Genomic DNA, 22,026 nt, shown 5'->3' with positions numbered 1-22,026 from the left:
CGCTCGCGGTTTGGTGATGGCCTGTGTGTGCCTGACAGTCAAATTCGCCGGATGTGTAAGATTTCCGGGGAAATTTTTGCAAGCGGAAGGGGTAACGGGCGGCGAAATCATCGCCGTTTTGGCGGTGATTTGCCGGAAATTGTAACACTTGGCGGAAAGCCGCCGCGGATCTGCGTGGTCACGGGTCTCCAAAGGGGGCGCTTGCCCCCAGAATCTCCTCTGTCGCCTCGCCGCAGCGGGGCGGCGCATGGCGGTATGTTACCGGCGTGCGGGAGAAATTCAGCGGGTTGCCCAGCAGTTTGACCGGGCCGGCTGCGGTATCCATGCCGATGGCCATTTCGCGGGCCGCGACCTGACCGGTGGCAAACAGCGTCTCCAGATTCTGCACCGGGCCGGCGGAAACCTTGCGGGCGTCCATCGCGCCCAGAACCTCATCCGTGGTAAAGCGCTGCACCGAGGGGATCAGGATCGCATTCAACGCGTCACGGTGCTGCAGCCGGGCCGGGTTGGTGGCAAAGCGCGGATCCTCGGCCAGGCCTTCCAGCTTGAGGAATTCCATGAAGCGCTGGAACTGGCTGTCGTTGCCCACCGCAAGGATCACATGGGCGTCCGAGGTCTCGTAAACGCCATAGGGCATGATGCTGGGATGCTCATTGCCGCGGCGTTTGGGGTTCTGGCCTGTGTTTAGATAGGCGACGCCTTCGTTGATCAGCCAGGCGATCTGCGCATCGACAAGGGCGAGATCAATCTGCTGGCCTTCGCCGGTCTTTTCGCGGTGGTGCAGGGCGCTGAGGATGCCGATACAGGCATACATGCCGCACATGACGTCAGCAATGCCAACACCGGCCTTCATCGGCTGGCCCTCTGGTTCGCCGGTCAGAGACATGATGCCGCCAAAGCCCTGCGCCATGATGTCATAGCCGGGCTTGTGGCTGTTGGGGCCAGTCTGGCCATAGCCGGAGATTGAGCAGTAGATCAGGCCCGGCAGTTCATCCTTGAGGCTGGCATAGTCCAGCCCGTATTTCGCCAGTCCGCCGGGCTTGAAATTCTCGATCAGGATGTCGGCTTCTGCTGCCAGGCGGCGGATGGCCTGCTGGCCGTCTTCTGTTGCGATATCAATGGCAACCGAGCGTTTGTTGCGGTTGGCGGCCATGAAATAGGCCGACAGGTCGGATAGATTGCCGTCTGCATCGGTCACATAGGGCGGGCCCCACTGGCGGGTGTCATCGCCGCCGGTCTTTGGGTTTTCCACCTTGATCACGGTGGCGCCGAGGTCACCCAGAAGCTGGGTGCAGGTGGGGCCTGCCAAGATGCGGGAGAGATCCAGCACCTTGACGCCTTTGAGGGCGCCATGGGGAAGAAGATCAGATCCGGCCATCATAGCCTCCGCGCTCGATCACTGCCGAAATGACGGTGAATGTGTTTGCTTTCATCGCGTCCTGCAGGGCGGCGCGCAATTCCGCACGGTTAGTGACCGTCACCCCGTTGCCGCCAAAGGCCTGGCCCATGGCGGCAAAGTCATGCTCTGCGAAATCCACTCCGCCATTGGCGAACTGGCGCTGGCGCTGTTTCAACTCGATCAGGGCAAGGCTGGCATCGGCGAAGACCACGAAGATGGGCGCAACGCCAAGTTCTGCTGTAGTGGAGAGTTCCCCTGCCACCATCAGGAAGCCGGCATCGCCGGAGAAGCTGACAACGGGCCGGTCCGGCTGCGCCAGTTTGCGCCCGATTGCCATCGGCACCGCGCAGCCCATGGTGCAGAGCGCCGAAGACTGGATCAGCCCGCGTGGTTCAGAACACTCCCACATCTGGCTCAGCAGGATCCGGTGTGCGCCGCTGTCGGCAGTGGCAAGGGTCTCCGGCGGCAAGGTGGCGCTGCATTCGGCAATGACGCCCGCTGGACCCCATGCGTCGTCGCGAGGGAAGGCGCCGGCCAGGGCCGCTTTCACGGCGGCGGGGCGGCCATTGGCCCAGGTTTCGCGTGGGGCCGTGTCTTCGGAGAGAGCCGCCAGCGTTGGCGCGATGGCGGTCAGGAAGTTCAGTCCGGCCTGATGCATGTAGTGTGTGTTGGCCTCTGGCGCGATGTCGATCACGTTTTGGGTCTCCACCTCCCAGACATTGCGCCAGCCGGGGCGCATCTCAATCGGGTCATAGCCGATGGAGAGGATAAGATCGGCCTCTTGCACCAGCGGCAGCAGGTGTTTGTCCGCCAGCGGCGACAGGCCCGTGCCGCCAAGGCACAGCGGGTGATCTTCAGGAATGACCCCCTTGGCCTTGTAGGTGGTGACAAAAGGGACCTGGTGTTTTTCGATGAAGGAACGGATGGCGGCGCTGGCGTTTTCCTGCAGCGCATCCAGGCCGATCACCGCCAGCGGGCGCTCTGCCGCTGTCAGCCAGGACTGCGCCTGCGCCAGGGCTTCGCCGCTTGGCACGGCTGCACTTGCGGGCGCGCGGCGGACGTTCCGGTCCCTGGCCGGCGCATCTGCCACTGAGATCGGCACGTCGATATGCACCGGGCCGTTACGTGCCTCGGTTGCGATGGCAACAGCCTTGTCGGCGATCAGATCGGCAGCTTCGGCGTCTAAACGAAAGGTTGCCTTGGTGATCGGCGTGAATACTGCCCTGTGGTCGAGCACCTGATGGGTATAGCTCTGCTCCTCCGGCGCATCGATGCAGCCTGTCAGAACCAGCATGGGCACCCGGTCCTGATGGGCATTGGCAACCACATTGATGCCGTTCAGCGCGCCGGGGCCAAGGGTTGCAACCAATATGACCGGTGCGCCATCGGCGTGATGCACCCCTTCGCCGATGAATCCTGCGCAGTTTTCATGCTTGGCCAGGTGAAAAGTGATGCCTGCGCGTGTCAGGGCATCCACCAGAGTCAACACCTCGCCGCCAGGCATTCCAAAGGCATGACGGCAGCCCGCCTCATACAGGCGCCGGGCGAGAACATCGGCAGCGCGAAGGGTCTCTGTCATCTTGTCCGTCCAATCCGTTGATTTACCGCCAGATTGCCGAGGATGCGGCGGCGCGCAAGCCCTCTCACGCCAGTGTGAGAAATGCTGCGGCGGATTTTGGCGCATTTCATGCGCCATGCCTCCGGCAGAGGTATTTTTGACCAGAAAGAAGCCGGGCGGGTTACTGGATTGCCTGCCTTGCGATCCGTGCAAAGCGCTGGTCCAGCTGGTTTGCCAGGGCGGCCAGCGCGTCTCCGCCCTCGTCCGCGTAGGGTGCAAAGACATGAGAGGGCAGTTTGTAGGCGAGCGTTGCACTGCCGTTCTCTTCCCCGGTGACATACAAGCGTACCGGCGCTTCGATCATTGCGGCGGTGGAGAGCGCCAGGATTTTGACCGCGAAATCGTTGTTGAACAGACCGATCACCCGGTTTCCGGGTATGGTAATGCCGCGGGCGGCAGCGGCCTTGGTGGGGCCTGCCTGGGTCACCACCCCCAGGCCCTCGGCCTTGGCTGCGGCTTTGACGTCCTGGATCAGCTGTTCATAAGGCTTGGACGTCTCATGCACGGCCCAGCCGTCGCGTGGCGCGATATTTCCGGCTGCGGCGGCAGAGGCTGCAAGGATCAGGGCAGTGGCCAGGCGTTTCAAATGCATCACGGACCTCCAGTTGGCATTCCTTGCTTTACGGCACAGCAGGCGGCAGGTGTCTCACAATCGCGTGCGTCTGGCAGCAGCCGGCCCGTCAGGGCGAAAACCTGTGCGCGCCCTGGCAGGGGTGCGCTCCGCTTGGAAACGATTGAACTTCATCTCAGGCGGCGATTTTGCCGCCGCCCTGTCTGGTCACCACTACCACCGCGGGGCGGGGCGGCATTTCCGGGTCGAAATCCGGCCAGCGTGTGGCGGGATCCTCAAATGTCGACGCGCGCTCAAACCCTTCCAGCGCCTTGGTGCCATCGGTGCCCGGATGCTGCACCGCCAGAAACAATGTCTCGCCATCCGGCGCGAAATAGGGGCCGCACAGCTCTCCGCCTGCCGGACAGCGGAAGAACAGCTTGGAATGGCCGCGCAGGCTTCCTTCGGTCTCAACCCCGTACAGCCCGTCCGACTTGCCGGTCTTGTCCCACTTCCGTCCTTGGTCGGTGGCGACCCAGAGGCGGCCATCAGCGTCAAAAGCGCAATTGTCGGGTGATCCGAACCAGCCGTTTTCCGAGGTTTCCGGGTTCCATGCAGCGCCCACTTCGGCAATCTGCGGATCCCCGCATTTCACCAGGATCGACCACCTGCCGCAGGTTGCTGCATGGTCACCGCCGTCTTCCTTGATTTCGATGATATGGCCGAAGCGCGACTCTGCCCGCGGGTTGGCTGCATCGGTCCGGCCAGCTTCGCGGCGGGCGTTGTTGGTCAGCATGATATAGGCAGTGCCGTCGCCGCGGGGGGCTGCGTCTTCGGGGCGGTCCATCGGCGTCGCCCCCAGCGCATCCGCCGCCAGGCGCGCGTCGATCAGAACGTCACCCTGGCTGGCAAAGCCGTTCTCAGCCGTCAGCGGACCCTCGCCATGCACCAGCGGCAGCCAGTGAACACTGCCGTCTGCGTCAAAACGGGCTGCGTAAAGCGTGCCGTCGCGCAGCAGGTTTGAATTGGCCGCCGGGTCGTCCGACACCACGCCCGTGGAGACATATTTGTATTGGTAGTCGAACCGCGCATCATCCCCCATGTAGACCACCAGATGGCCATCCTTGGAGGTCGCCGTCTCCGCGCCTTCGTGCCGGAAGCGGCCCAGCGCAGTGTGTTTGACCGGCTTGGCCTCCGGATTGCGCGGATCAACCTCGACAACCCAGCCGAAACGGTTGGCCTCATTGGGTTCCTTGTCGATGTTGAAGCGGTCGTGGAATTTGCCCCAGGCATACCAGCGGCCTGGCACACCATAGCGTTTCATCTGCGCGGCCTCAGGCTGATCCGACAGGTCCGGATTGCCGTCTGCGTCTAGCTTGTCCGTCCAGAAATAGCCGTGGAAGTTCTCCTCGGCCATCAGCCAAGTGCCCCAGGGGGTCATGCCGCCGGCGCAGTTGTTCAATGTGCCGATGACCTGTGCGCCGCTGGGATCTGCAATGGTTTGCATCCGGGCATGGCCCGCAGCGGGCCCGTCAATGGTCATCACGGTGTTCAGCGGCGAGATGCGGCGGTTCATCCTGGCGTCCCGGACCACGGCCCATTTGCCGTCCGCGCCGCGGGCGATTTCCACCACCGAGCCGCCATGCGCAGCCATTTCGATATCCACCAGCTCGCGTGTCATGCCGGAGAAGTCTGCTTTGTCCTGGCGGCCGAGGGCGGGGAACATCACCTCTTCATTGGTGTATTCGTGGTTCACGCACAGCAGCCCGCGGGTGCCTTCGGCGTTCAGCGGGGTAAAGCCGACATAGTCGTTGTTGTAGCCGAACTGCTGCAGCTGGGCCCCGGCCGTCTGGTGCATCACGTCGAAGTCCGGCGCATCGGCAGTGACCGGGTCGCCCCAGCGCAGCAGGATATCTGCGTCATAGCCCTCGGCCACATGGTGGGTCTTGTCATTGCCCCAGGCCAGTTCATCAAAGGCATAGCGGCTTGTACCAGCCGTGCCGGTTGCGGTGGCCTGGCGCGGCGCTGTGAGGGCGGTGGCGCCGAACAGGACGGTGGAGGCTGAGACCCCCAGCATGCCTTTCAGCATCTCCCGGCGGCCATAGCGGCTGGCGATCACATCGCCGATGGTGCGGCCGAGGTTCGGGTTGGCAGGAATATCATCAAAGGCTTCAAAGGCTTCCGCCTTGTTGCCGTTCTGCTGGGCATCAATGATCTGCTTGCGGTCCATCGCGGGCTCCAAAATCTCAACAGTCTTTGCCGCAATGCTGCGGACCCGGGTCATCATGGGCAGGCTTGTAACAGGTGCATAGTGGTTAATGAGTCTTTACCATATTGTCACATGCGCCGGGCTTTGGAAGCTGCTTTGGGGGTCCGGGGGCCAGCCCCCGGACCCCCGGGATATTTCCGGCCAGAAGAAAAGCGGCTGTTTTCTCCTAGGGTCAGGATGCATTGATTTCCGATTTGCCGTGTGATTCAGAGCTCGAAAACGAGCGGTGTACATGTCTGATCTTTTCTGGCTGGGCGACGCGCAGTTGGCGCGTCTTGAACCCTTCTTTCCCAGGTCCCACGGCAAGCCTCGCGTTGATGACCGGCGCGTTTTGAGCGGGAGTGAGGAGGATCAGAAAACGATCCAGTGAATCGTTTTCCCGACGAACCTTCATCAACCGCAATGGATTGCGCTGGCGGGACGCTCCTGCTGAATACGGTCCGCACAGTGAGGCGGGACCGTCGCCCCGGCGGGGCGGCGTCAGCCCGGTGAACGCTTTACAGCCGGTGGAAGCGCTGGAGCGAGAAAGGCATCTTCGCTCGAATGACGGACGGGCCGGCCTCCGGTCACAGGGAAGAGAAGACTGTGATGATCCCCTCTCATCGAAACTGCGTTTCGACTGCCGGGCAGTGGACGCAACTTATCTGAAAGCCCATCGGACAGCGACCGGTACGGGCGTGAAAAAGGGGGGCGTGGACGCCTGATCCCTTGCCCGGCAGGGCATTGCGCAGCAATGTCCCGAGAGGGGCCGGACCAAAGGCGGCATGAACACGAAGCTGCATGCCATCTGCGACCGCCAGGGCCGGCCGCTCAGCCTGTTTATCACCGCCGGGCCCCTTCTCGGCGATGCAAACATCGCCTGTCAGGCGGCGGGTCAGCGACGACATCGGCGCGCGGGCGCAGCTAAGCAGCTTGCCAAAAGCCGGTTGGCTGCTTGGGGACCGCGGCTATGACGCCGGCGGGTTCAGGGAAGCGTTAAAAGACAAAGGAGCGCGGCTGTATCCCCGGTCGAAAGCAGCGCAAGAAGCCTGTGAAATACGGCAAACGCCGCTACAAACGGCGCAACCGTATCGAGATCATGTCCGGCAGGCTCAAGGATTGGAGGCGCGCCGCAACACGCTGCGACAGGTGCCCCGAGGTATTCCTGTCAGCAATCGCCCGCGCGGCGTTAGTCATTTACTGGTTATGAATCCTGACCCTAGGTAACTGCGGGTATTGCGGCCTGTCCCCGCGGGGACAGCGGGTTATTCTGCCGGGCGGAAGCCTTCGATCAGCTGGCGCAGGCCAATTGCGGCACCTGCAAAGATTGCCAGCATGGTGACGGGCGCCGAGACTGCCAGCAGCGAAAACGCGCTGAGGCCTTGACCGACGGTGCAGCCCATGGCGATCACAGCACCCGCACCCATGATGGCGGCGCCGATGATCTGGCGGCGCAGCTCGCGCGGGTCCTCACAGGCTTCCCAGCGGAAGTGCCCCTTGAGGAGCGACCCGATGAAGGCGCCGGTCCAGACACCGGCGATGGAACCAACGGCAAAGGACAGCGGGCGTAAAGATCCGGTCATGGTCCAAAGGATCGTCTCGCCCAAAGGGGCCGAGAAGGAATGCGAGACAACCGGCAGCGCGTCGAACCCTTCGGCGTTGATCAGGGTCGTGCCAGCCCAGCCGGAGGTGATGGCCAGTCCGACCACGGCAGACCAGAACAGCGCTTGCCTGTCGGCGCGCAGTTCTGCGTTGGCGAGCGTGGCCAAGAGGATCAGCACGCCCGCGGTGACACCAATCGCAGCAACAGGCAGGCCGCTCCAGGCGGCGGCGTAATGGGCCAGTCCCGGCGGGATTTCGGAGGTGACCTCCTGTTGTTCGAAGAACAGGTTGCGCAACGGGGCGAGGGGGCCAGCCAGCACGACATAGGTGGAGACGCCCATCACCAGCACAATCACAAAGCTGCGCAAGTCACCACCGCCCAAACGGGCGATGGCGCCGTATCCGCAGTTGCCGCTGAGGGCCATGCCGTAGCCGAACATCAGCCCGCCAAGGATCGAGGCAGCGGGCATCCAGCGGATCGACAGGTAAAAGGACTGTCCGGCATCCACCAGCCCCAGCCCGATCAGGGTAAAGCTGGAGGTGACCGCAACCCCGATGGCCACACCCCACATCCGCATCCGCAGGGACGAGCCACCGTACAGCAGATCCTCGATCGCGCCTAAGGTGCAAAACCGCCCCAGCCGTGCAGCAAGACCCAGCAGCACACCGCCCAGCAGCCCGATGCAGGCGGCCAGCTGGTGTTCTGTCAGGAGATCAAACATGCGGGGATTTCAATCAGGCCTCAACCGCTGTCCTTGCAGAACAGGTCATAGACCGTTTCCAGCATGCGGCGGGGTTTGTCGTCGGCGAGACGGTAGAAAATGGCTTTGCCTTCCCGGCGGGGAATGACCAGGCCCTCCAGCCGCAGACGGGACAATTGCTGGGAGACGGCGGCCTGGCGGGCCGACAGCAGCTCTTCCAGTTCGGTCACCGATTTTTCACCCGAGACCAGATGGCACAGGATCATCAGCCGGCCTTCGTGGCTGATCGCCTTGAGGAAGTTGGAGGCCTTGGTGGCGTTGTCCACCATCCTGTCCATTTCTTCCGGTTCCATATCGGCGGAAAACTGCGGTAATGCCATCTGTTGTCTCCTGAGCGGCGCGCTGGCGCCGCACTCCTCTGCTTGACCCCTGCCGGGACGGTCAGCTGCCGCCCGGATTGTTCGTATTATCAACATATCCCGTATGAGCGCTTAACAAATCTGCAAGCAAGGGCCAAAAGAAATCTTCACCCGGATAGCCTTCAAGCCGGGCCTGTTCCTGGCCGTCCTCAACAATCAGGAAAGTCGGGGTGAACATGACCCGGCGGGCAATCTGCAGATCATCGGGCAGGGCGCGCAGATCCACCCGGCGCAGGGGAGCGAATTTGCCCTCGGCCGTTTTGGGGTAGATCGGGGCGATGTCTTCGTTCCAGCGGGCGCACCATTCGCAGCCTGCCTGTTCAACCATCACCAGTTCAGCCGCCCAGGCGGGCAGGGAAAACCAGACCGCCGCTGCGGCGGCTGCCAGTTGCCGAAGGTGGCGCATACGTGTCATTCCATCTGTTGACGGCTGCTATTGAAACAACATAATTCGAATATGTGAATGACACAAGCCGGGCCCGGATAACGTTCGCGTGGGTCCGGATGGGGGACGTGATGCTGGAAATAACCCTGTTTGGCGCCTTGATCGCTGGTTTGCTGAGTTTTTTCACCCCCTGTATTTTGCCGATGGTGCCGTTTTACCTGTGTTACATGGGCGGGCTGTCGATGGCCGAGCTGCGCGGGGACGGGGCGATAGCTGCCGGCGCGCAGCGGCGGCTGCTGGTGTCTGCTGTCTGTTTTGCCGCCGGGGTCACCACGGTGTTCATGCTGATGGGCATGGGGGCGACCGCGCTGGGGCAGCTGTTCGGGCAGTATCTGGAGGTGCTGTCTTATGGCGCGGCGGCTTTGCTGCTGCTGTTCGGGCTGCATTTCCTGGGGGTGGTGAAGATCCCGCTGCTGTACCGCGAGGCGCGGATGGAGAGTTCTGCGGAGCCGTCGACGGTGCTGGGCGCCTATCTGATGGGGCTGGCGTTCGGCTTTGGCTGGACGCCCTGCGTGGGGCCGGCGCTGGCGTCGATCCTGATGATTGCTTCGGGACTGGGGGATATCTGGCGCGGCGGGGTTTTGCTGCTGGTTTACGGGCTGGGCATGACCGCGCCTTTTGTGGTGGCGGCGCTGTTTGCCAGGCCGTTTCTGGGATGGGTGGCGCGGCACCGGGCTGCCTTTGCCTGGGTGGAGAAGGGCATGGGGGCAATGCTGGTGCTGTTTGCGGTGCTGATCGCCACCGGCGGGGTGCGGCTGATTGCCGAGGCGATGATCCGCTGGATGCCGGGTTTCGGTTCAATAGGTTAAGTGAGATCAGGGAGGCAAAATGCTGAAAAGTATTGCGAAAGTGTTAATGACGGTGGCGCTGGCCGCGCCCCTGTCAGCGGCGGAAATGGGCGATGACGGGCTGCACAAAACGGCCTGGATGCGGGACACCTTCAAGGACCTGCGCGAGGACCTGGAAGAGGCCAATGGCGAAGGCAAACGGCTGGCGCTGATCTTTGAACAGCGCGGCTGCATTTATTGCACCAAAATGCATGAGGAGGTCTTTCCCCTGCCTGAGATCAGCCAGTACATTGACGAGAATTTCTTTGTCGTGCAGCTGAATTTATACGGCGATGTCGAGGTCACCGATTTCGACGGTGAGGCGCTGGCGGAAAAGGACATGGCGCGCAAATGGGGCGTCTTGTTCACGCCGACGATTCTGTTCCTGCCGGAAGACGTGGGCGAAAACGTCACAGCCACCGAAGCAGCGGTTGCTATGATGCCGGGCGCATTTGGCGGCGGAACCACGCTGGACATGTTTACATGGGTCAACGAAAAGCGGTATGCGCTTGATAATGATGAAGACTTCCAGCGTTACCACGCGCGCCGGATTCGCGAGCGCAACAATGGATCTGCGGATTAGGGTCTGGCGCATGATTTGGAAAAATTCACAATAATGAATTTGTTGTTGCGTATTGGATGGCCGGTGCCCTACGGTATGCAGCAGCTAAGCAAGCCGCCAGGTACAAGCGGCAGCCAATGGGAGGACACATGAAACTTACATCTCTGACACTGGCGCTAAGCCTGGCCGGGAATGCGGTTTGGGCCGGGGAGGTTGCTCCGAAAGCGGTTCAGTATGGCGAGGATGGTGAAGTGGCCGCGTCGCTGAGCGGCGTTGCGGGCGATGCCGTCAATGGCGCGCTGGTCGTCGGCACCAAATCCAAGGGCAACTGCGTGTCCTGCCACCAGCTGACCGCGCTGGCGGATGTGCCGTTCCATGGCGAGATCGGTCCGTCGCTGGATGGCGCTGGTGACCGCTGGACCGCGGAAGAGCTGCGCGGGCTGGTGGCCAACGCCAAGATGACGTTTGAGGGCACGATGATGCCGGCCTTTTACAAGGTCGATGGCTTCATCCGGCCGGGCGATGCCTATACCGGCGATGCCGGGACCGAGCCGCTGCCGCCGATCCTGACGGCGCAGGAAATTGAGGATGTGGTCGCATTCCTTGCGACGCTGAAAGAAGAGTAAGGCGCGGGCGGGGCCCTGCGTGCCCTGCAGCGTTTAGAGAATTCAAAGGAGAGATATGATGGAGTTCTCACGCCGTGAGGCCCTGGCGATGGGCCTGGGTGCTGCCATGGTTACCGTGCTGCCGTTCCGCGTTAACGCGGCGGCGGATGACCGGATTGCCGCCTTTACCGGCGGTGCGGATATCGCCGAGGGCGGCGTTACCCTGACCGCGCCGGAAATCGCTGAAAATGGCAATACCGTTCCGGTGTCCGTGGCCGCCGAAGGCGCCACTGCGATCATGGTGCTGGCGACAGGCAACCCGACACCGGGCGTGGCGACGTTCAATTTCGGCCCCGGTGCTGCGGCGCAGTCGGCCTCGACCCGGATCCGCCTGGCGGGCACCCAGGACGTGGTTGCCATTGCCAAGCTGGCGGATGGTTCTTTCGCCAAGGCCAGCGCCACCGTCAAAGTGACCATCGGCGGCTGCGGCGGCTGAGGCCGCGCGCAGCCTGAACGGAATTCTTAAGGAGAATTAAAGACATGGCATCCGGTGTTAAACCCCGCGTCAAGGTCCCGAAAAAAGCAGCCGCCGGTGAGGCGGTCACCATCAAGACCCTGATCAGCCACAAGATGGAAAGCGGCCAGCGCAAGGACAAGGAAGGCAACCTGATCCCGCGCTCGATCATCAACCGCTTCACCTGCGAATTCAACGGCGCGATGGTGCTGGACGTGGCGATGGAGCCTGCGATCTCGACCAACCCGTATTTTGAATTCGACGCGACCGTGCCGGAAGCCGGTGAGTTTGTCTTCACCTGGTATGACGACGACGGCGCCGTCTATGACACCAAGAAGAATATCGCCATCGGCTGATCCGTTCCGGATCTTCAGGCACGCGTCCTGTCCGGTTTGATCCGGGCAGGGCAGGCACCCAAGGGAGGACAGGGAATGAACAAGAAGGCAATCACAGCAATTGCCGCCGTGCTGGCGCTGCCGATGGCCGCGAGCGCAGGCCCCGACGATGACACGCTGGTGGTCAACGAAGAGATCGAGATGGTCACCAAGACCGCGGCACCTGCGCATATCGCGGATGTGATCGATGAGGTGATGTCAGGCTGGCACTTCCGCAAGGATGAAACCCAGGCCCTGCAGATGGACGACTTTGAGAACCCGGCGATGATCTTTGTCGATCAGGCGATCGACACTTGGAACACTGTCGAGGGATCCGAAGGCAAGTCCTGTGCCTCCTGCCACGATGATGCGGAGGACAGCATGGTCGGCGTGCGGGCTGTATACCCGAAGTGGAACGAGGCCGCCGGCGAGGTCCGCACTCTGAACATGCAGATCAACGACTGCCGCGAAAACCAGATGGGCGCCGAGAAGTGGAAGTACTCCGGCGGCAAGATGGCCGCGATGGAAGCGCTGATTTCCGTCCAGTCCCGCGGCATGCCGGTCAACGTAGCCACCGACGGCCCGGCCCAGTCCACCTGGGAGCAGGGCAAGGAGATGTATTACACCCGCACTGGTCAGCTGGAGTTGTCCTGCGCGAACTGCCATGAAGACAACTATGGGAACATGATCCGCGCCGACCATCTGAGCCAGGGGCAGATCAACGGTTTCCCGGTGTACCGGTTGAAGAACACCAAGCTGAACACGGCGCATGCGCGCTTTAAGGGCTGCATCCGCGACACCCGCGCCGAAACCTACAAGCCCGGCTCGGCAGATTTTGTGGCGCTGGAGCTGTATGTCGCATCGCGCGGTAACGGGCTGTCGGTCGAAGCGCCCTCTGTCCGCAACTGATCTTTGCGCCCCGCGCCTGCTGTCAGGTGCGGGGCGTCTCTCTTTTGAAACATTCATTCACGTGAATATATCGCGTGAGCACACAGGATACTGGTACTCATGATCTCGCGCCGCGATTTTCTGCAGGTTTCCATGGCGGCATCAGCCATGGTGGGGGCGTCAGGCTTTGCCAACTGGGCGCGGCTGGCTGCGCAGCAGTCACTGACGCAGGACCAGCTGTTGCAGTTCGACAGTTTTGGCAACATCAGCCTGATCCATGTGACCGATATTCATGGGCAATTGAATCCGATTCATTTCCGCGAACCCTCGGTCAATCTGGGTGTGGGCACGAACAAGGGCCATGTGCCGCATATCACCGGTGCCGATTTCCGCAAGGCCTATGGCATCGCCGATGGCAGCCCTACGGCCTATGCGCTGACTTATGATGATTTTGCGTCGCTGGCCAAAGGATACGGCCGTGTTGGCGGGCTGGACCGGATGGCGACGATCATCAACGCGATCCGCGCCGACCGCCCCGATGCGCTGCTGTTTGACGGCGGCGACACCTGGCATGGCTCCTACACATGCCATCACACGGCGGGCCAGGACATGGTTAACGTGATGAACGCGCTGAAACCGGATGCGATGACGTTCCATTGGGAGTTCACGCTGGGGTCGGAGCGGGTGAATGAGATTGTCGAGGGCCTGCCGTTTGCCGCACTTGGCCAGAACATCTTTGACGCTGAATGGGACGAGCCGGCCGAGCTGTTCAAACCCTACAAGTTCTTTGAACGCGGCGGTGCCAAGGTTGCGGTGATCGGCCAGGCCTTCCCCTATATGCCGATTGCCAATCCGGGCTGGATGTTCCCGGAGTATTCGTTCGGCATCCGCGACGAGAACATGCAGGCCATGGTGGATGAGGTCCGCGCCGCGGGCGCTGATCTGGTGGTGGTTCTCAGCCACAACGGCTTTGACGTGGACAAGAAGATGGCGGGCAAGGTGCAGGGCATCGACGTGATCCTGTCGGGCCACACCCATGATGCGCTGCCCGAGCCGGTGCTGGTGGGCAAGACCCATATCATTGCGTCCGGGTCCAACGGCAAGTTTGTCTCGCGCGTTGATCTGGATGTGCGCGATGGCCAGCTGATGGGCTTACGGCACAAGCTGATCCCGGTGTTCTCGGATGTGATCGCGCCGGATCCGGTCGTGGCGCAGCTGATCGAGGCCGAACGCGCGCCCTACAAGACGCAGCTGGAGGAGGTGATCGGTCAGACCGATACGCTGCTGTACCGGCGCGGCAACTTCAACGGCACCTGGGATGATCTGATCTGCGATGCACTGCTGAGCGAGCGGGAGGCGGATATCGCCATGTCGCCGGGCGTGCGCTGGGGGCCGTCGCTTGTGCCGGGCGACGACATCACCCGCGAGGATATCTGGAACGTGACCTCGATGTCCTATGGGCAGGCGTACCGGAGTGAGATGACCGGTGAGTTCATCAAGGTGATCCTGGAGGATGTGGCCGACAACATCTTCAACCCCGACCCCTATTACCAGCAGGGCGGCGACATGGTGCGGGTCGGCGGCATGGGCTACCGTATCGACATCACCAAGCCGCAAGGCGAGCGGATCAGCGAGATGACCCTGCTGAAGAGTGGCGAGGCAATTGATCCGGCGAAATCCTATGTGGTGGCCGGTTGGGCCAGCGTGAACGAGGGCACCGAAGGGCCGATGATCTGGGATGTGGTCGAGGATCATATCCGCAAGCTCGGCACCGTGACATTGAATCCGAATACCTCCGTGCAGGTAGCAGGCGCTTAAACAGCGCCCGCTCCCGGCGGGGTTAAGACAAAAAAATTTGCACAGTTGAATTCACGAACGTGAATTTATCTATGTAAGGAGGCAAAGAAGAATGAGTGATGACGCTAAAGGCTTGACGCCCTCGCGCCGCCAGTTCCTGACCGGGGCGGCGGCTGCCGGGGCCGGGGCGGTAGCGGCAGGTGCTGCCAAGGCCGCAACACCGGATCCGCTGATTACCGAAGTTCAGGACTGGGCGAGCGGATTGGGTGAGGGGGTGGATGCCACGCCTTATGGCTTGCCGATCCAGTACGAGAGCGATGTGGTGCGCCGCAATGTAGAGTGGCTGACGGCGGATACCATCAGCTCGATCAACTTTACGCCGATCCATGCGCTGGATGGCACCATCACGCCGCAGGGCTGCGCGTTTGAGCGGCACCACTCGGGCGCCATCGAGCTGCGCAAGGAAGACTACCGGCTGATGATCAACGGGCTGGTCGATACGCCGCTGGTGTTCACGTATGCGGATCTGGAGCGTTTTCCGCGCGAGAACCGCGTCTATTTCTGCGAGTGTGCAGCGAATTCGGGCATGGAATGGGCCGGCGCGCAGCTGAACGGGGCGCAGTTCACACATGGCATGATCCACAATATGGAGTATTCCGGCGTTTCGTTGCGGACGCTGCTTGAGGAAGCAGGCGTGAGCCCCAAGGGCACGTGGGTCTATGTGGAAGGGGCGGATGCGTCCTCGAACGGGCGTTCCATCCCGCTGGAAAAGGCGATGGACGACGTGCTGGTTGCCTTCAAGGCCAATGGCGAGGCGCTGCGCAAGGAACATGGCTATCCCGTGCGGCTGGTGGTGCCGGGCTGGGAAGGCAACATGTGGATCAAATGGCTGCGCCGGATTGAGGTGACGGATCAAGCGATCGAGAGCCGCGAGGAAACCTCAAAATACACTGATACGCTGGAGAATGGCGTCAGCCGTAAATGGACCTGGGAGATGGATGCGAAATCTGTCGTCACCAGTCCCAGCCCGCAATCACCGATCAAGCATGGCAAGGGGCCGCTGGTGATCACCGGGCTGGCCTGGTCGGGGCGTGGAGCCATCACCGGGGTGGATGTGTCGGTTGATGGCGGCAAGAATTGGCAGGAGGCGCGGTTGGCCGCGCCCGGCACGGACAGAGCGCTGAGCCGGTTTTACCTGGATGTCAATTGGGACGGCTCGGAGATGCTGTTGCAGAGCCGGGCCAGGGATTCCTCTGGCTATGTGCAGCCAACCAAGGCGCAGCTGCGCGCGGTGCGGGGGCTGAATTCGATCTATCACAACAACGCCATCCAGACCTGGTGGGTCAAGGCAAACGGGGAGGCGGAAAATGTCGAGGTTTCCTGATTTTATTGCGGCAGCTGCAATTGCAACGGCCATTGCGGCACCGGCCTATGCGGAAAAATTCGGCCTGGGCCGCCCGGCGCTGCCGGAGGAAATCGCAGCGTGGGATCTGGACGTGGCCCCCGACGGCACTGGCCTGCCCCCAGGCTCGGGCGATGTCTTCACCGGAGAGGAGGCCTTTGCCGAAAAATGCGCCGTCTGCCATGGCGATTTTGCCGAGGGCGTCGGCAACTGGCCCAAGCTGGCAGGCGGGCAGGGCACGCTGGACCATGACGATCCGCTGAAGACCGTGGGCAGCTACTGGCCGTATCTGTCAACCACCTGGGACTATGTGAACCGCTCGATGCCGTTTGGCGATGCGCAGTCGCTGACCCCGGATGAGGTTTATGCCATCGTGGCCTATATCCTCTATTCCAACGATCTGGTGGATGATGAGTTCGTGCTGTCGGATGAGACCTTCAAGGCGGTCGAACTGCCGAATGCCGATGGTTTCATCCTGGATGACCGGCTGGAGGCGGAGAAGCATTTCTGGAACCCGGAACCTTGCATGGGGAATTGCAAGGCGAGCGTTGAGATCACCATGCGTGCCCTGGTGCTGGATGTGACGCCGGAGGAGGAAAGCGCCGAAGCGTCTGCCGAAGCCGAACCGGTTCAGGAGGCGGCGGCGGAGCCCGTTGAAACCGCTGAGGCTCCGGATCCGGAACTGGTGGCCAAAGGCGAGAGGGCTTTCAAGAAATGCAAGGCCTGTCATCAGGTCGGGGACAGTGCCAAATCCAAGACCGGACCCATTTTGAACGGTATCGTCGGCGCCCCCGCCGGTCATGCAGAAGGGTTCCGCTATTCCAAGGCGATGAAAACCGCAGCTGAGGACGGGCTGGTTTGGGACGAGGTTGAGCTGGCGGCCTTTCTGGCCAAGCCGAAGAAATACATGAAGGGGACCAAGATGTCCTTTGCCGGGCTGAAGAAGGACGGCGATATCGAGGCTGTGATCGCCTATCTGCAGTCCTATTCGCAGTAGCCGGCGGCTTGCCGGAAAACAGAAGGGGCGCCTCGCGGCGCCCCTCTTTCATTCGGTTTCTTCAGCGCGCCGGTGCGCCGCCTTTCCCTTAGACGATTTCCGCCGGGTCGAATTGCAGCAGTCAGCTCCATCCTTTGCGGAAGAAATGCGGACTGGCGCCGAACTTGCGTTTGAACTGGCGCGAGAAATGGGTGGCTGAGTTGAAGCCCGATGCCAACGCGATCTCGGTGACGCTCATAGAGGTTTCGTTCATCAGCGCAAAGGCGTGACTGAGGCGCATGTCGAAATAGACGTGCATCGGGCTTTGGTTCAGGTAGCGCGAGAACAGCCGCTCCAGCTGGCGGCGGGAAATGTCGAGCCGGTCGCAAAGTTCGCCAATCGACAGCGGCTCCTCGATCGATTCCTGCATCAGCTGCAGCGCGTTCAGCAGGCGCTGGTTGCGGCTGCCGATGGCCACCGCATAGTTCGATTTCTGCGGCGCGGCCTGGCCGCCTGAGCGCACATGCAGGCACATGTCGGCGACGATGATCGCCAGCTGCTTGCCGTGGCGCTCCTCGATCAGGTGCAGCATCATGTCGGTTGCCGCATTGCCGCCGCCGCAGGTCATCAGCGGGCCGGAGATTTCAAAGATATTGGGCGACGGCTCCAGGTTCGGGTAGCTTTCCAAGAATCCCGGCTGGTTTTCCCAGTGCAGGGTGAACTTGTGGTTTTTGATCAGTCCGGACTGGGCCAGGGCAAAGGCCCCGGTGCAAATGCCGCCGATGGAGCGGCCAAATCGGCTTTCGCGGCGCAGCCAGTTCAGGGTCACTTCGCTGGCCGCGTTGTGGGGTTCGACACCGGCGCAGACAAAGCCCAGCGAATCCGAAGGCAGCGGCTGCAACGGCGTGTCCGGGGTGATCACCATGCCGTTGGAGCAATGCAGTGGCTGGCCGTCTTCGGTCATGATGTACCAGCGGTACAGCCGGGTGCCGGTCACCTGATTGGCAATGCGCAACGGTTCGATGGCGGCGGCCACCGGCAGCATCGTCGCCTTGGGCAGCAGCAGGAAGTAAAAATCCTGCGGCTCGCCTTCGAAGGGAACGGCGAGATTGGCGGCAGCGCCTTTCTGAACGAAACTGTCATCGGCCATGGCGGAACCCCAGCACGGCACCCGGGATTTGGCCCCGGGTGGAATTCGGACTTGAGTTTGTTTCCTAAGGCGCTGACGGGCGCCGCAGCCCGAGAATAGCGACAGCGTTCCAGCAGATTGCGACACCTGGTGCAGCTTTGCGGCAAGGGAAAATGGCTGCCGCCCCTTGCAGCTCAAAAGTGGCGATACTAAGACTCAGGTAACACACTGTCGGGTATGGTGCCGGACATAAACAACGCAGGCAGGTCGAAATGATTGATCCCAGAGAAACATACATGAATACCCTGGTCCCGATGGTGGTGGAGCAGACCAGCCGGGGCGAGCGGGCCTATGACATTTTTTCCCGCCTGCTGAAGGAGCGGATCATCTTTTTGAATGGTCCGGTGCATGACGGTATGAGCTCGCTGATCGTGGCGCAGCTGCTGCATCTTGAGGCGGAAAACCCGTCCAAGGAAATCTCGATGTACATCAACAGCCCTGGCGGTGTGGTGACCTCGGGCCTGTCGATTTATGACACCATGCAGTACATCAAGCCCAAGGTTTCGACCCTGGTGATCGGCCAGGCGGCCTCGATGGGGTCGCTGCTGCTGACTGCCGGCGAAAAAGGCATGCGGTTCAGCCTGCCCAATTCCCGCGTGATGGTGCACCAGCCCTCTGGCGGCTTTCAGGGCCAGGCGACGGACATCATGATCCACGCCGAGGAAACCCTGAAGCTGAAGAAGCGCCTGAACGAGATCTACGTCAAGCACACCGGTCAGGAATACGACAAGATCGTCGACGCGCTGGAACGGGACAATTTCATGTCTCCGGAAGACGCCAAAGAGTTCGGCCTGATCGACGAAATCGTTGAAAACCGCGCCAAGGGCGACGAAGAGCAGGCGTAACGCCTGGCGTTGTGAACAGCCGTGTGCCCCGTGTTTGTCTTGGGGCGCACTTTCACATTGTGGCGGCCTAAGCACTCGCTTAAGCTGGCAGAAAGTTGAGAAGCCCCGCAGTGCGGGAGCAGCGGACCGGGCGGACTGAAAGGTAGACCATGGCGACGAATTCAGGCGGCGACAGCAAAAACACTCTTTACTGCAGCTTCTGCGGCAAGAGCCAGCATGAAGTGCGCAAGCTGATCGCAGGCCCCACCGTATTCATTTGCGATGAATGCGTTGAACTGTGCATGGATATCATCCGTGAAGAAACCAAGGCTTCCGGGCTGAAGGCCACCGACGGGGTGCCGACACCCAAGGATATCTGCCAGGTTCTGGATGATTACGTGATCGGTCAGGCCACCGCCAAGCGGGTGCTGTCGGTTGCGGTGCACAATCACTATAAACGTCTGAACCACGCTCAAAAGGCCGGGTCGGACATTGAACTGGCGAAATCGAATATCCTGCTGATCGGTCCCACTGGCTGCGGCAAGACGCTGCTGGCACAGACACTGGCGCGGATCCTGGATGTGCCGTTCACGATGGCGGATGCCACCACCCTGACCGAGGCCGGTTATGTGGGTGAAGATGTCGAGAACATCATCCTGAAGCTGCTGCAGTCGTCCGAATACAACGTCGAACGCGCGCAGCGCGGCATCGTCTATATCGACGAGGTCGACAAGATCACCCGCAAGTCGGAAAACCCCTCGATCACCCGCGACGTGTCGGGCGAGGGCGTGCAGCAGGCGCTTTTGAAGCTGATGGAGGGCACCGTCGCCTCGGTGCCGCCGCAGGGCGGGCGCAAGCATCCGCAGCAGGAATTCCTGCAGGTGGACACCACCAATATCCTGTTCATCTGCGGCGGTGCGTTTGCCGGGCTGGACAAGATCATTTCGGCCCGCGGCAAGGGCTCGGCCATGGGCTTTGGCGCCGATGTGCGCGACAATGATGACCGCGGCGTCGGCGAAGTGTTCCAGGAGCTGGAACCGGAAGATCTGCTGAAATTCGGCCTGATCCCGGAATTTGTCGGCCGTCTGCCGGTGCTGGCAACGCTGGAGGATCTGGACGAGGACGCGCTGGTCATCATCCTGACCCAGCCCAAGAACGCCCTGGTCAAGCAGTATCAGCGCCTGTTCGAGCTGGAAGACACCGAGCTGGACTTTACCGAAGAGGCGCTGAGCGCGATTGCCCGCAAGGCAATCGAACGCAAGACCGGTGCGCGCGGGCTGCGCTCGATCATGGAGGATATCCTGCTGGATACCATGTTCGACCTGCCGGGCATGGACAGTGTGACTAAGGTGGTTGTCAATGAGGAGGCGGTGACCTCGGACGCGCAGCCGCTGATGATCCACGCGGATGCGGAGAAGGAGCCTGCGTCGGCAGGCTGACCGGGACATTGTTTCAGAGCGGCGCGGTTTTCCGCGCCGTTTTTTTTGGGGGCGGGGCCGGCCGGGGGCGCTGCCCCCGCAGCGGCAGGCCGCTGCTCCCCCGGGATATTTTTGGCAAGAAGAAGGAACTGGAAGATGATCAGGCGGATTTCCTCGGGCGGGGAGTTTGAAGCCAAGGCGGGTTATTGCCGCGCTGTTGTCGCAGGAGGGTTTGTGCATGTGGCTGGCACTGTCGGCCAGGGCGATGATGTGGTGGCGCAGTGCAAGTCGGCGCTGGAAACCATCCGCTGGGCGCTGGAGCAGGCGGGGGCCGGTTTTGCGGATGCGGTGCGCGTGAACTACTATCTGCCGGATGCGGCGGAGTTTGAGCCTTGCCTGCCGGTCCTGGCCGAAACCTTTGGCGCCAACCCGCCGGCGGCTACGATGATCGAGTGCAATCTGATTGATCCGAAATTCCGGATCGAGATCGAGCTGACGGCGCTGGCACCACAGGGGTGAAGCGGGGCACCTTCACCCTGATGCGCCAGGCAGGCAGGAGGGCATTGGCGCTCCTGCTTATTACTCCGATCCTAGTCTCGGTTCTGGTGTTCGCCATACCCATCAGCAGCATTGCCAGTTTGCTGTTTTTAGCGGCAATCACCATTGGGCAAAGTGTTTTGGCAGCCCTTCCGCACAGGCTGGACTTTGATGGGCAGATTCCAAATAGCTGGGTTATCGAACGGTCTGGTCCTCTAGGTGTGTGTGAATTCGAAATTGTCCGGCTGCCTGAAGACGCGCAGCCAACCCCCTTTATTGCGGCCAAAGGCGACAGGGACTGGATCCCAGACGGAACAGTGCGGGAGGATTGGACGGCAGCGCCTGGGGGTTTTCATTGGGCTGCGACTGACGACAAACTGGGCGAACTTTGCGGAATGTCATCGGAAACCGTCGCGCAGCTTGCTGAGGCGCTTGAAAACCCTGGTTCTTGGGTGCTTCATAAGGGGTATAGTCCTACCTACGATTATGTGTACTCCGCGCCGGAACGTCTCGCCGCGAGGGTCGTTGTGGACTGAGTTTCTGGGAATTTGCGTATTTCTTAGAGAGAGATCTGTCCGTACCTTTCCGGTCGAATAGCAATTCGTGAACAAGGTGGTAACCAGTCCGTAACTGGAATGCGGCAAAACTGCCATTTCCCGCCGGGGAGAGCGCCGGTGGCTCCAAGCCACTGGACCCCGGCGGGAATTTGGGCCATATCAGAGCTGGAAAAATCCGGAGGCACCCATGGGAATCCTGAACACTCTACTGCGCGCTGTGACCTGGTGGAACGGGTCTACCCTGAACACCAGGATCTTCACCGCCCGCAAGGGCATCAAGGTGGGCGAGGATGATCAGGGCAATGTGTTCTACCGCAATGCCGATGACAGCAAACGCTGGGTGATGTTCAATGGCGAGGTCGAAGCCTCGCGCGTCAGCCCCGACTGGCACGGCTGGCTGCACCGCACCTTTGACGAGCTGCCCAGCGAGAAGCCCTTGAAGCACAAGGCCTGGGAAAAGCCGCATCAGGAAAACCTGACCGGCACCATGATGGCCTATGCGCCGGCCGGGTCGATCCGCGCAGGCGGCGAACCCAAGGAACGCCGCGATTATGAGGCCTGGGTGCCCGAATAA

The 22,026-nt window shown here is 61.6% G+C and carries 22 protein-coding genes and 1 pseudogene; 15 read left to right on the top strand and 8 right to left on the bottom strand.

What is annotated here, in order from left to right:
* Positions 1-178: 178 nt before the first annotated feature.
* The 4 genes from AQUI_RS0121115 to AQUI_RS0121100 form a co-directional block, all read right to left on the bottom strand.
* Positions 179-1,378, bottom strand: a complete 1,200-nt coding sequence (locus AQUI_RS0121115; protein ID WP_027259287.1) for a CaiB/BaiF CoA transferase family protein — start codon at positions 1,376-1,378, stop codon at positions 179-181.
* Positions 1,365-2,978, bottom strand: a complete 1,614-nt coding sequence (locus AQUI_RS0121110) for a thiamine pyrophosphate-binding protein (protein ID WP_027259286.1) — start codon at positions 2,976-2,978, stop codon at positions 1,365-1,367. Before AQUI_RS0121110 ends, AQUI_RS0121115 begins: the two co-directional genes overlap by 14 nt.
* A gap of 160 nt (positions 2,979-3,138) precedes the next feature.
* Complete coding sequence (locus tag AQUI_RS0121105) at positions 3,139-3,609, bottom strand: DUF302 domain-containing protein (RefSeq protein WP_027259285.1); 471 nt, start codon at positions 3,607-3,609, stop codon at positions 3,139-3,141.
* 154 nt (positions 3,610-3,763) lie between these two features.
* Positions 3,764-5,797 carry a PhoX family protein gene (locus AQUI_RS0121100; RefSeq protein WP_027259284.1) on the bottom strand — a complete coding sequence of 678 codons (2,034 nt, stop codon included), beginning with the start codon at positions 5,795-5,797 and terminating at the stop codon, positions 3,764-3,766.
* Between the two features lie 271 nt (positions 5,798-6,068).
* Here AQUI_RS0121100 and AQUI_RS30240 point away from each other — a divergent pair.
* A pseudogene (locus AQUI_RS30240) lies at positions 6,069-7,025 on the top strand (IS5 family transposase).
* A 55-nt stretch (positions 7,026-7,080) separates the two neighbouring features.
* Here AQUI_RS30240 and AQUI_RS0121090 read toward each other — a convergent pair.
* From AQUI_RS0121090 to AQUI_RS0121080, 3 genes are all read right to left on the bottom strand, one after another.
* On the bottom strand, positions 7,081-8,139 hold the full coding sequence (locus AQUI_RS0121090) for a YeeE/YedE family protein (RefSeq protein WP_027259283.1): 1,059 nt from the start codon (positions 8,137-8,139) through the stop codon (positions 7,081-7,083).
* 20 nt (positions 8,140-8,159) lie between these two features.
* Entirely contained in the window at positions 8,160-8,498 is a 339-nt protein-coding gene (locus tag AQUI_RS0121085) for an ArsR/SmtB family transcription factor (RefSeq protein ID WP_027259282.1), read from the bottom strand.
* A 61-nt stretch (positions 8,499-8,559) separates the two neighbouring features.
* Positions 8,560-8,943 (bottom strand): thioredoxin domain-containing protein, encoded by a 384-nt coding sequence (locus AQUI_RS0121080; protein ID WP_027259281.1) that lies wholly within the window; start codon positions 8,941-8,943, stop codon positions 8,560-8,562.
* 110 nt (positions 8,944-9,053) lie between these two features.
* On the opposite strand from AQUI_RS0121080, the gene AQUI_RS0121075 reads away from it, so the two are divergent.
* The 9 genes from AQUI_RS0121075 (at position 9,054) to AQUI_RS0121035 (ending at position 16,948) form a co-directional block, all read left to right on the top strand.
* Positions 9,054-9,791, top strand: coding sequence for a cytochrome c biogenesis CcdA family protein (locus AQUI_RS0121075; RefSeq protein WP_027259280.1), 738 nt, complete (start codon positions 9,054-9,056; stop codon positions 9,789-9,791).
* Between the two features lie 19 nt (positions 9,792-9,810).
* A complete protein-coding gene (locus AQUI_RS0121070; protein WP_156916892.1) occupies positions 9,811-10,392 on the top strand; it encodes a thioredoxin family protein in 582 nt (193 codons plus the stop codon).
* Between the two features lie 128 nt (positions 10,393-10,520).
* Positions 10,521-10,997 (top strand): sulfur oxidation c-type cytochrome SoxX, encoded by a 477-nt coding sequence (gene soxX, locus AQUI_RS0121065; RefSeq protein WP_027259278.1) that lies wholly within the window; start codon positions 10,521-10,523, stop codon positions 10,995-10,997.
* Positions 10,998-11,055: 58 nt separating this feature from the next.
* Positions 11,056-11,472, top strand: coding sequence for a thiosulfate oxidation carrier protein SoxY (gene soxY, locus AQUI_RS0121060; RefSeq protein WP_027259277.1), 417 nt, complete (start codon positions 11,056-11,058; stop codon positions 11,470-11,472).
* Between the two features lie 44 nt (positions 11,473-11,516).
* Entirely contained in the window at positions 11,517-11,846 is a 330-nt protein-coding gene (gene soxZ / locus AQUI_RS0121055) for a thiosulfate oxidation carrier complex protein SoxZ (protein WP_027259276.1), read from the top strand.
* Between the two features lie 75 nt (positions 11,847-11,921).
* A complete protein-coding gene (gene soxA / locus AQUI_RS0121050; protein ID WP_027259275.1) occupies positions 11,922-12,773 on the top strand; it encodes a sulfur oxidation c-type cytochrome SoxA in 852 nt (283 codons plus the stop codon).
* Between the two features lie 99 nt (positions 12,774-12,872).
* The gene (soxB, locus tag AQUI_RS0121045) at positions 12,873-14,570 is read left to right on the top strand and encodes a thiosulfohydrolase SoxB (protein WP_027259274.1); all 1,698 of its coding nucleotides are present in this window, start codon (positions 12,873-12,875) and stop codon (positions 14,568-14,570) included.
* A 91-nt stretch (positions 14,571-14,661) separates the two neighbouring features.
* The gene (gene soxC, locus AQUI_RS0121040) at positions 14,662-15,933 is read left to right on the top strand and encodes a sulfite dehydrogenase (protein ID WP_027259273.1); all 1,272 of its coding nucleotides are present in this window, start codon (positions 14,662-14,664) and stop codon (positions 15,931-15,933) included.
* On the top strand, positions 15,917-16,948 hold the full coding sequence (locus AQUI_RS0121035) for a c-type cytochrome (protein WP_027259272.1): 1,032 nt from the start codon (positions 15,917-15,919) through the stop codon (positions 16,946-16,948). The genes soxC and AQUI_RS0121035 overlap by 17 nt, the downstream gene beginning before the upstream one ends.
* A 121-nt stretch (positions 16,949-17,069) precedes the next feature.
* On the opposite strand, the gene AQUI_RS0121030 is transcribed toward AQUI_RS0121035, so the two are convergent.
* Entirely contained in the window at positions 17,070-18,077 is a 1,008-nt protein-coding gene (locus AQUI_RS0121030) for a GlxA family transcriptional regulator (RefSeq protein ID WP_024089761.1), read from the bottom strand.
* Positions 18,078-18,328: 251 nt separating this feature from the next.
* Between AQUI_RS0121030 and AQUI_RS0121025 the strand changes: the two genes are divergently transcribed.
* From AQUI_RS0121025 to AQUI_RS0121000, 5 genes are all read left to right on the top strand, one after another.
* Positions 18,329-18,961 carry an ATP-dependent Clp protease proteolytic subunit gene (locus tag AQUI_RS0121025; protein ID WP_027259271.1) on the top strand — a complete coding sequence of 211 codons (633 nt, stop codon included), beginning with the start codon at positions 18,329-18,331 and terminating at the stop codon, positions 18,959-18,961.
* 149 nt (positions 18,962-19,110) lie between these two features.
* Entirely contained in the window at positions 19,111-20,379 is a 1,269-nt protein-coding gene (clpX, locus tag AQUI_RS0121020; protein ID WP_024089763.1) for an ATP-dependent Clp protease ATP-binding subunit ClpX, read from the top strand.
* Positions 20,380-20,514: 135 nt separating this feature from the next.
* On the top strand, positions 20,515-20,877 hold the full coding sequence (locus AQUI_RS0121010) for a RidA family protein (RefSeq protein ID WP_027259270.1): 363 nt from the start codon (positions 20,515-20,517) through the stop codon (positions 20,875-20,877).
* Between the two features lie 44 nt (positions 20,878-20,921).
* Positions 20,922-21,431, top strand: a complete 510-nt coding sequence (locus tag AQUI_RS0121005; protein WP_156916891.1) for a hypothetical protein — start codon at positions 20,922-20,924, stop codon at positions 21,429-21,431.
* Positions 21,432-21,639: 208 nt separating this feature from the next.
* On the top strand, positions 21,640-22,026 hold the full coding sequence (locus tag AQUI_RS0121000; protein WP_027259268.1) for an NADH:ubiquinone oxidoreductase subunit NDUFA12: 387 nt from the start codon (positions 21,640-21,642) through the stop codon (positions 22,024-22,026).

Source organism: Leisingera aquimarina DSM 24565 (genome assembly GCF_000473165.1).
In the GTDB taxonomy this organism is placed as follows: Bacteria; Pseudomonadota; Alphaproteobacteria; order Rhodobacterales; family Rhodobacteraceae; genus Leisingera; species Leisingera aquimarina.
The sequence above is the reverse complement of the archived record's forward strand: the minus strand, read 5'-3'. Positions and strand labels throughout refer to the sequence as shown.

Coding starts and splice junctions, on each gene's coding strand:
- AQUI_RS0121115 (WP_027259287.1), bottom strand. CDS start 1,378: ATGGCCGGATCTGATCTTCTTCCCCATGGCGCCCTCAAAGGCGTCAAG.
- AQUI_RS0121110 (WP_027259286.1), bottom strand. CDS start 2,978: ATGACAGAGACCCTTCGCGCTGCCGATGTTCTCGCCCGGCGCCTGTAT.
- AQUI_RS0121105 (WP_027259285.1), bottom strand. CDS start 3,609: ATGCATTTGAAACGCCTGGCCACTGCCCTGATCCTTGCAGCCTCTGCC.
- AQUI_RS0121100 (WP_027259284.1), bottom strand. CDS start 5,797: ATGGACCGCAAGCAGATCATTGATGCCCAGCAGAACGGCAACAAGGCG.
- AQUI_RS0121090 (WP_027259283.1), bottom strand. CDS start 8,139: ATGTTTGATCTCCTGACAGAACACCAGCTGGCCGCCTGCATCGGGCTG.
- AQUI_RS0121085 (WP_027259282.1), bottom strand. CDS start 8,498: ATGGCATTACCGCAGTTTTCCGCCGATATGGAACCGGAAGAAATGGAC.
- AQUI_RS0121080 (WP_027259281.1), bottom strand. CDS start 8,943: ATGCGCCACCTTCGGCAACTGGCAGCCGCCGCAGCGGCGGTCTGGTTT.
- AQUI_RS0121075 (WP_027259280.1), top strand. CDS start 9,054: ATGCTGGAAATAACCCTGTTTGGCGCCTTGATCGCTGGTTTGCTGAGT.
- AQUI_RS0121070 (WP_156916892.1), top strand. CDS start 9,811: ATGCTGAAAAGTATTGCGAAAGTGTTAATGACGGTGGCGCTGGCCGCG.
- soxX (WP_027259278.1), top strand. CDS start 10,521: ATGAAACTTACATCTCTGACACTGGCGCTAAGCCTGGCCGGGAATGCG.
- soxY (WP_027259277.1), top strand. CDS start 11,056: ATGGAGTTCTCACGCCGTGAGGCCCTGGCGATGGGCCTGGGTGCTGCC.
- soxZ (WP_027259276.1), top strand. CDS start 11,517: ATGGCATCCGGTGTTAAACCCCGCGTCAAGGTCCCGAAAAAAGCAGCC.
- soxA (WP_027259275.1), top strand. CDS start 11,922: ATGAACAAGAAGGCAATCACAGCAATTGCCGCCGTGCTGGCGCTGCCG.
- soxB (WP_027259274.1), top strand. CDS start 12,873: ATGATCTCGCGCCGCGATTTTCTGCAGGTTTCCATGGCGGCATCAGCC.
- soxC (WP_027259273.1), top strand. CDS start 14,662: ATGAGTGATGACGCTAAAGGCTTGACGCCCTCGCGCCGCCAGTTCCTG.
- AQUI_RS0121035 (WP_027259272.1), top strand. CDS start 15,917: ATGTCGAGGTTTCCTGATTTTATTGCGGCAGCTGCAATTGCAACGGCC.
- AQUI_RS0121030 (WP_024089761.1), bottom strand. CDS start 18,077: ATGGCCGATGACAGTTTCGTTCAGAAAGGCGCTGCCGCCAATCTCGCC.
- AQUI_RS0121025 (WP_027259271.1), top strand. CDS start 18,329: ATGATTGATCCCAGAGAAACATACATGAATACCCTGGTCCCGATGGTG.
- clpX (WP_024089763.1), top strand. CDS start 19,111: ATGGCGACGAATTCAGGCGGCGACAGCAAAAACACTCTTTACTGCAGC.
- AQUI_RS0121010 (WP_027259270.1), top strand. CDS start 20,515: ATGATCAGGCGGATTTCCTCGGGCGGGGAGTTTGAAGCCAAGGCGGGT.
- AQUI_RS0121000 (WP_027259268.1), top strand. CDS start 21,640: ATGGGAATCCTGAACACTCTACTGCGCGCTGTGACCTGGTGGAACGGG.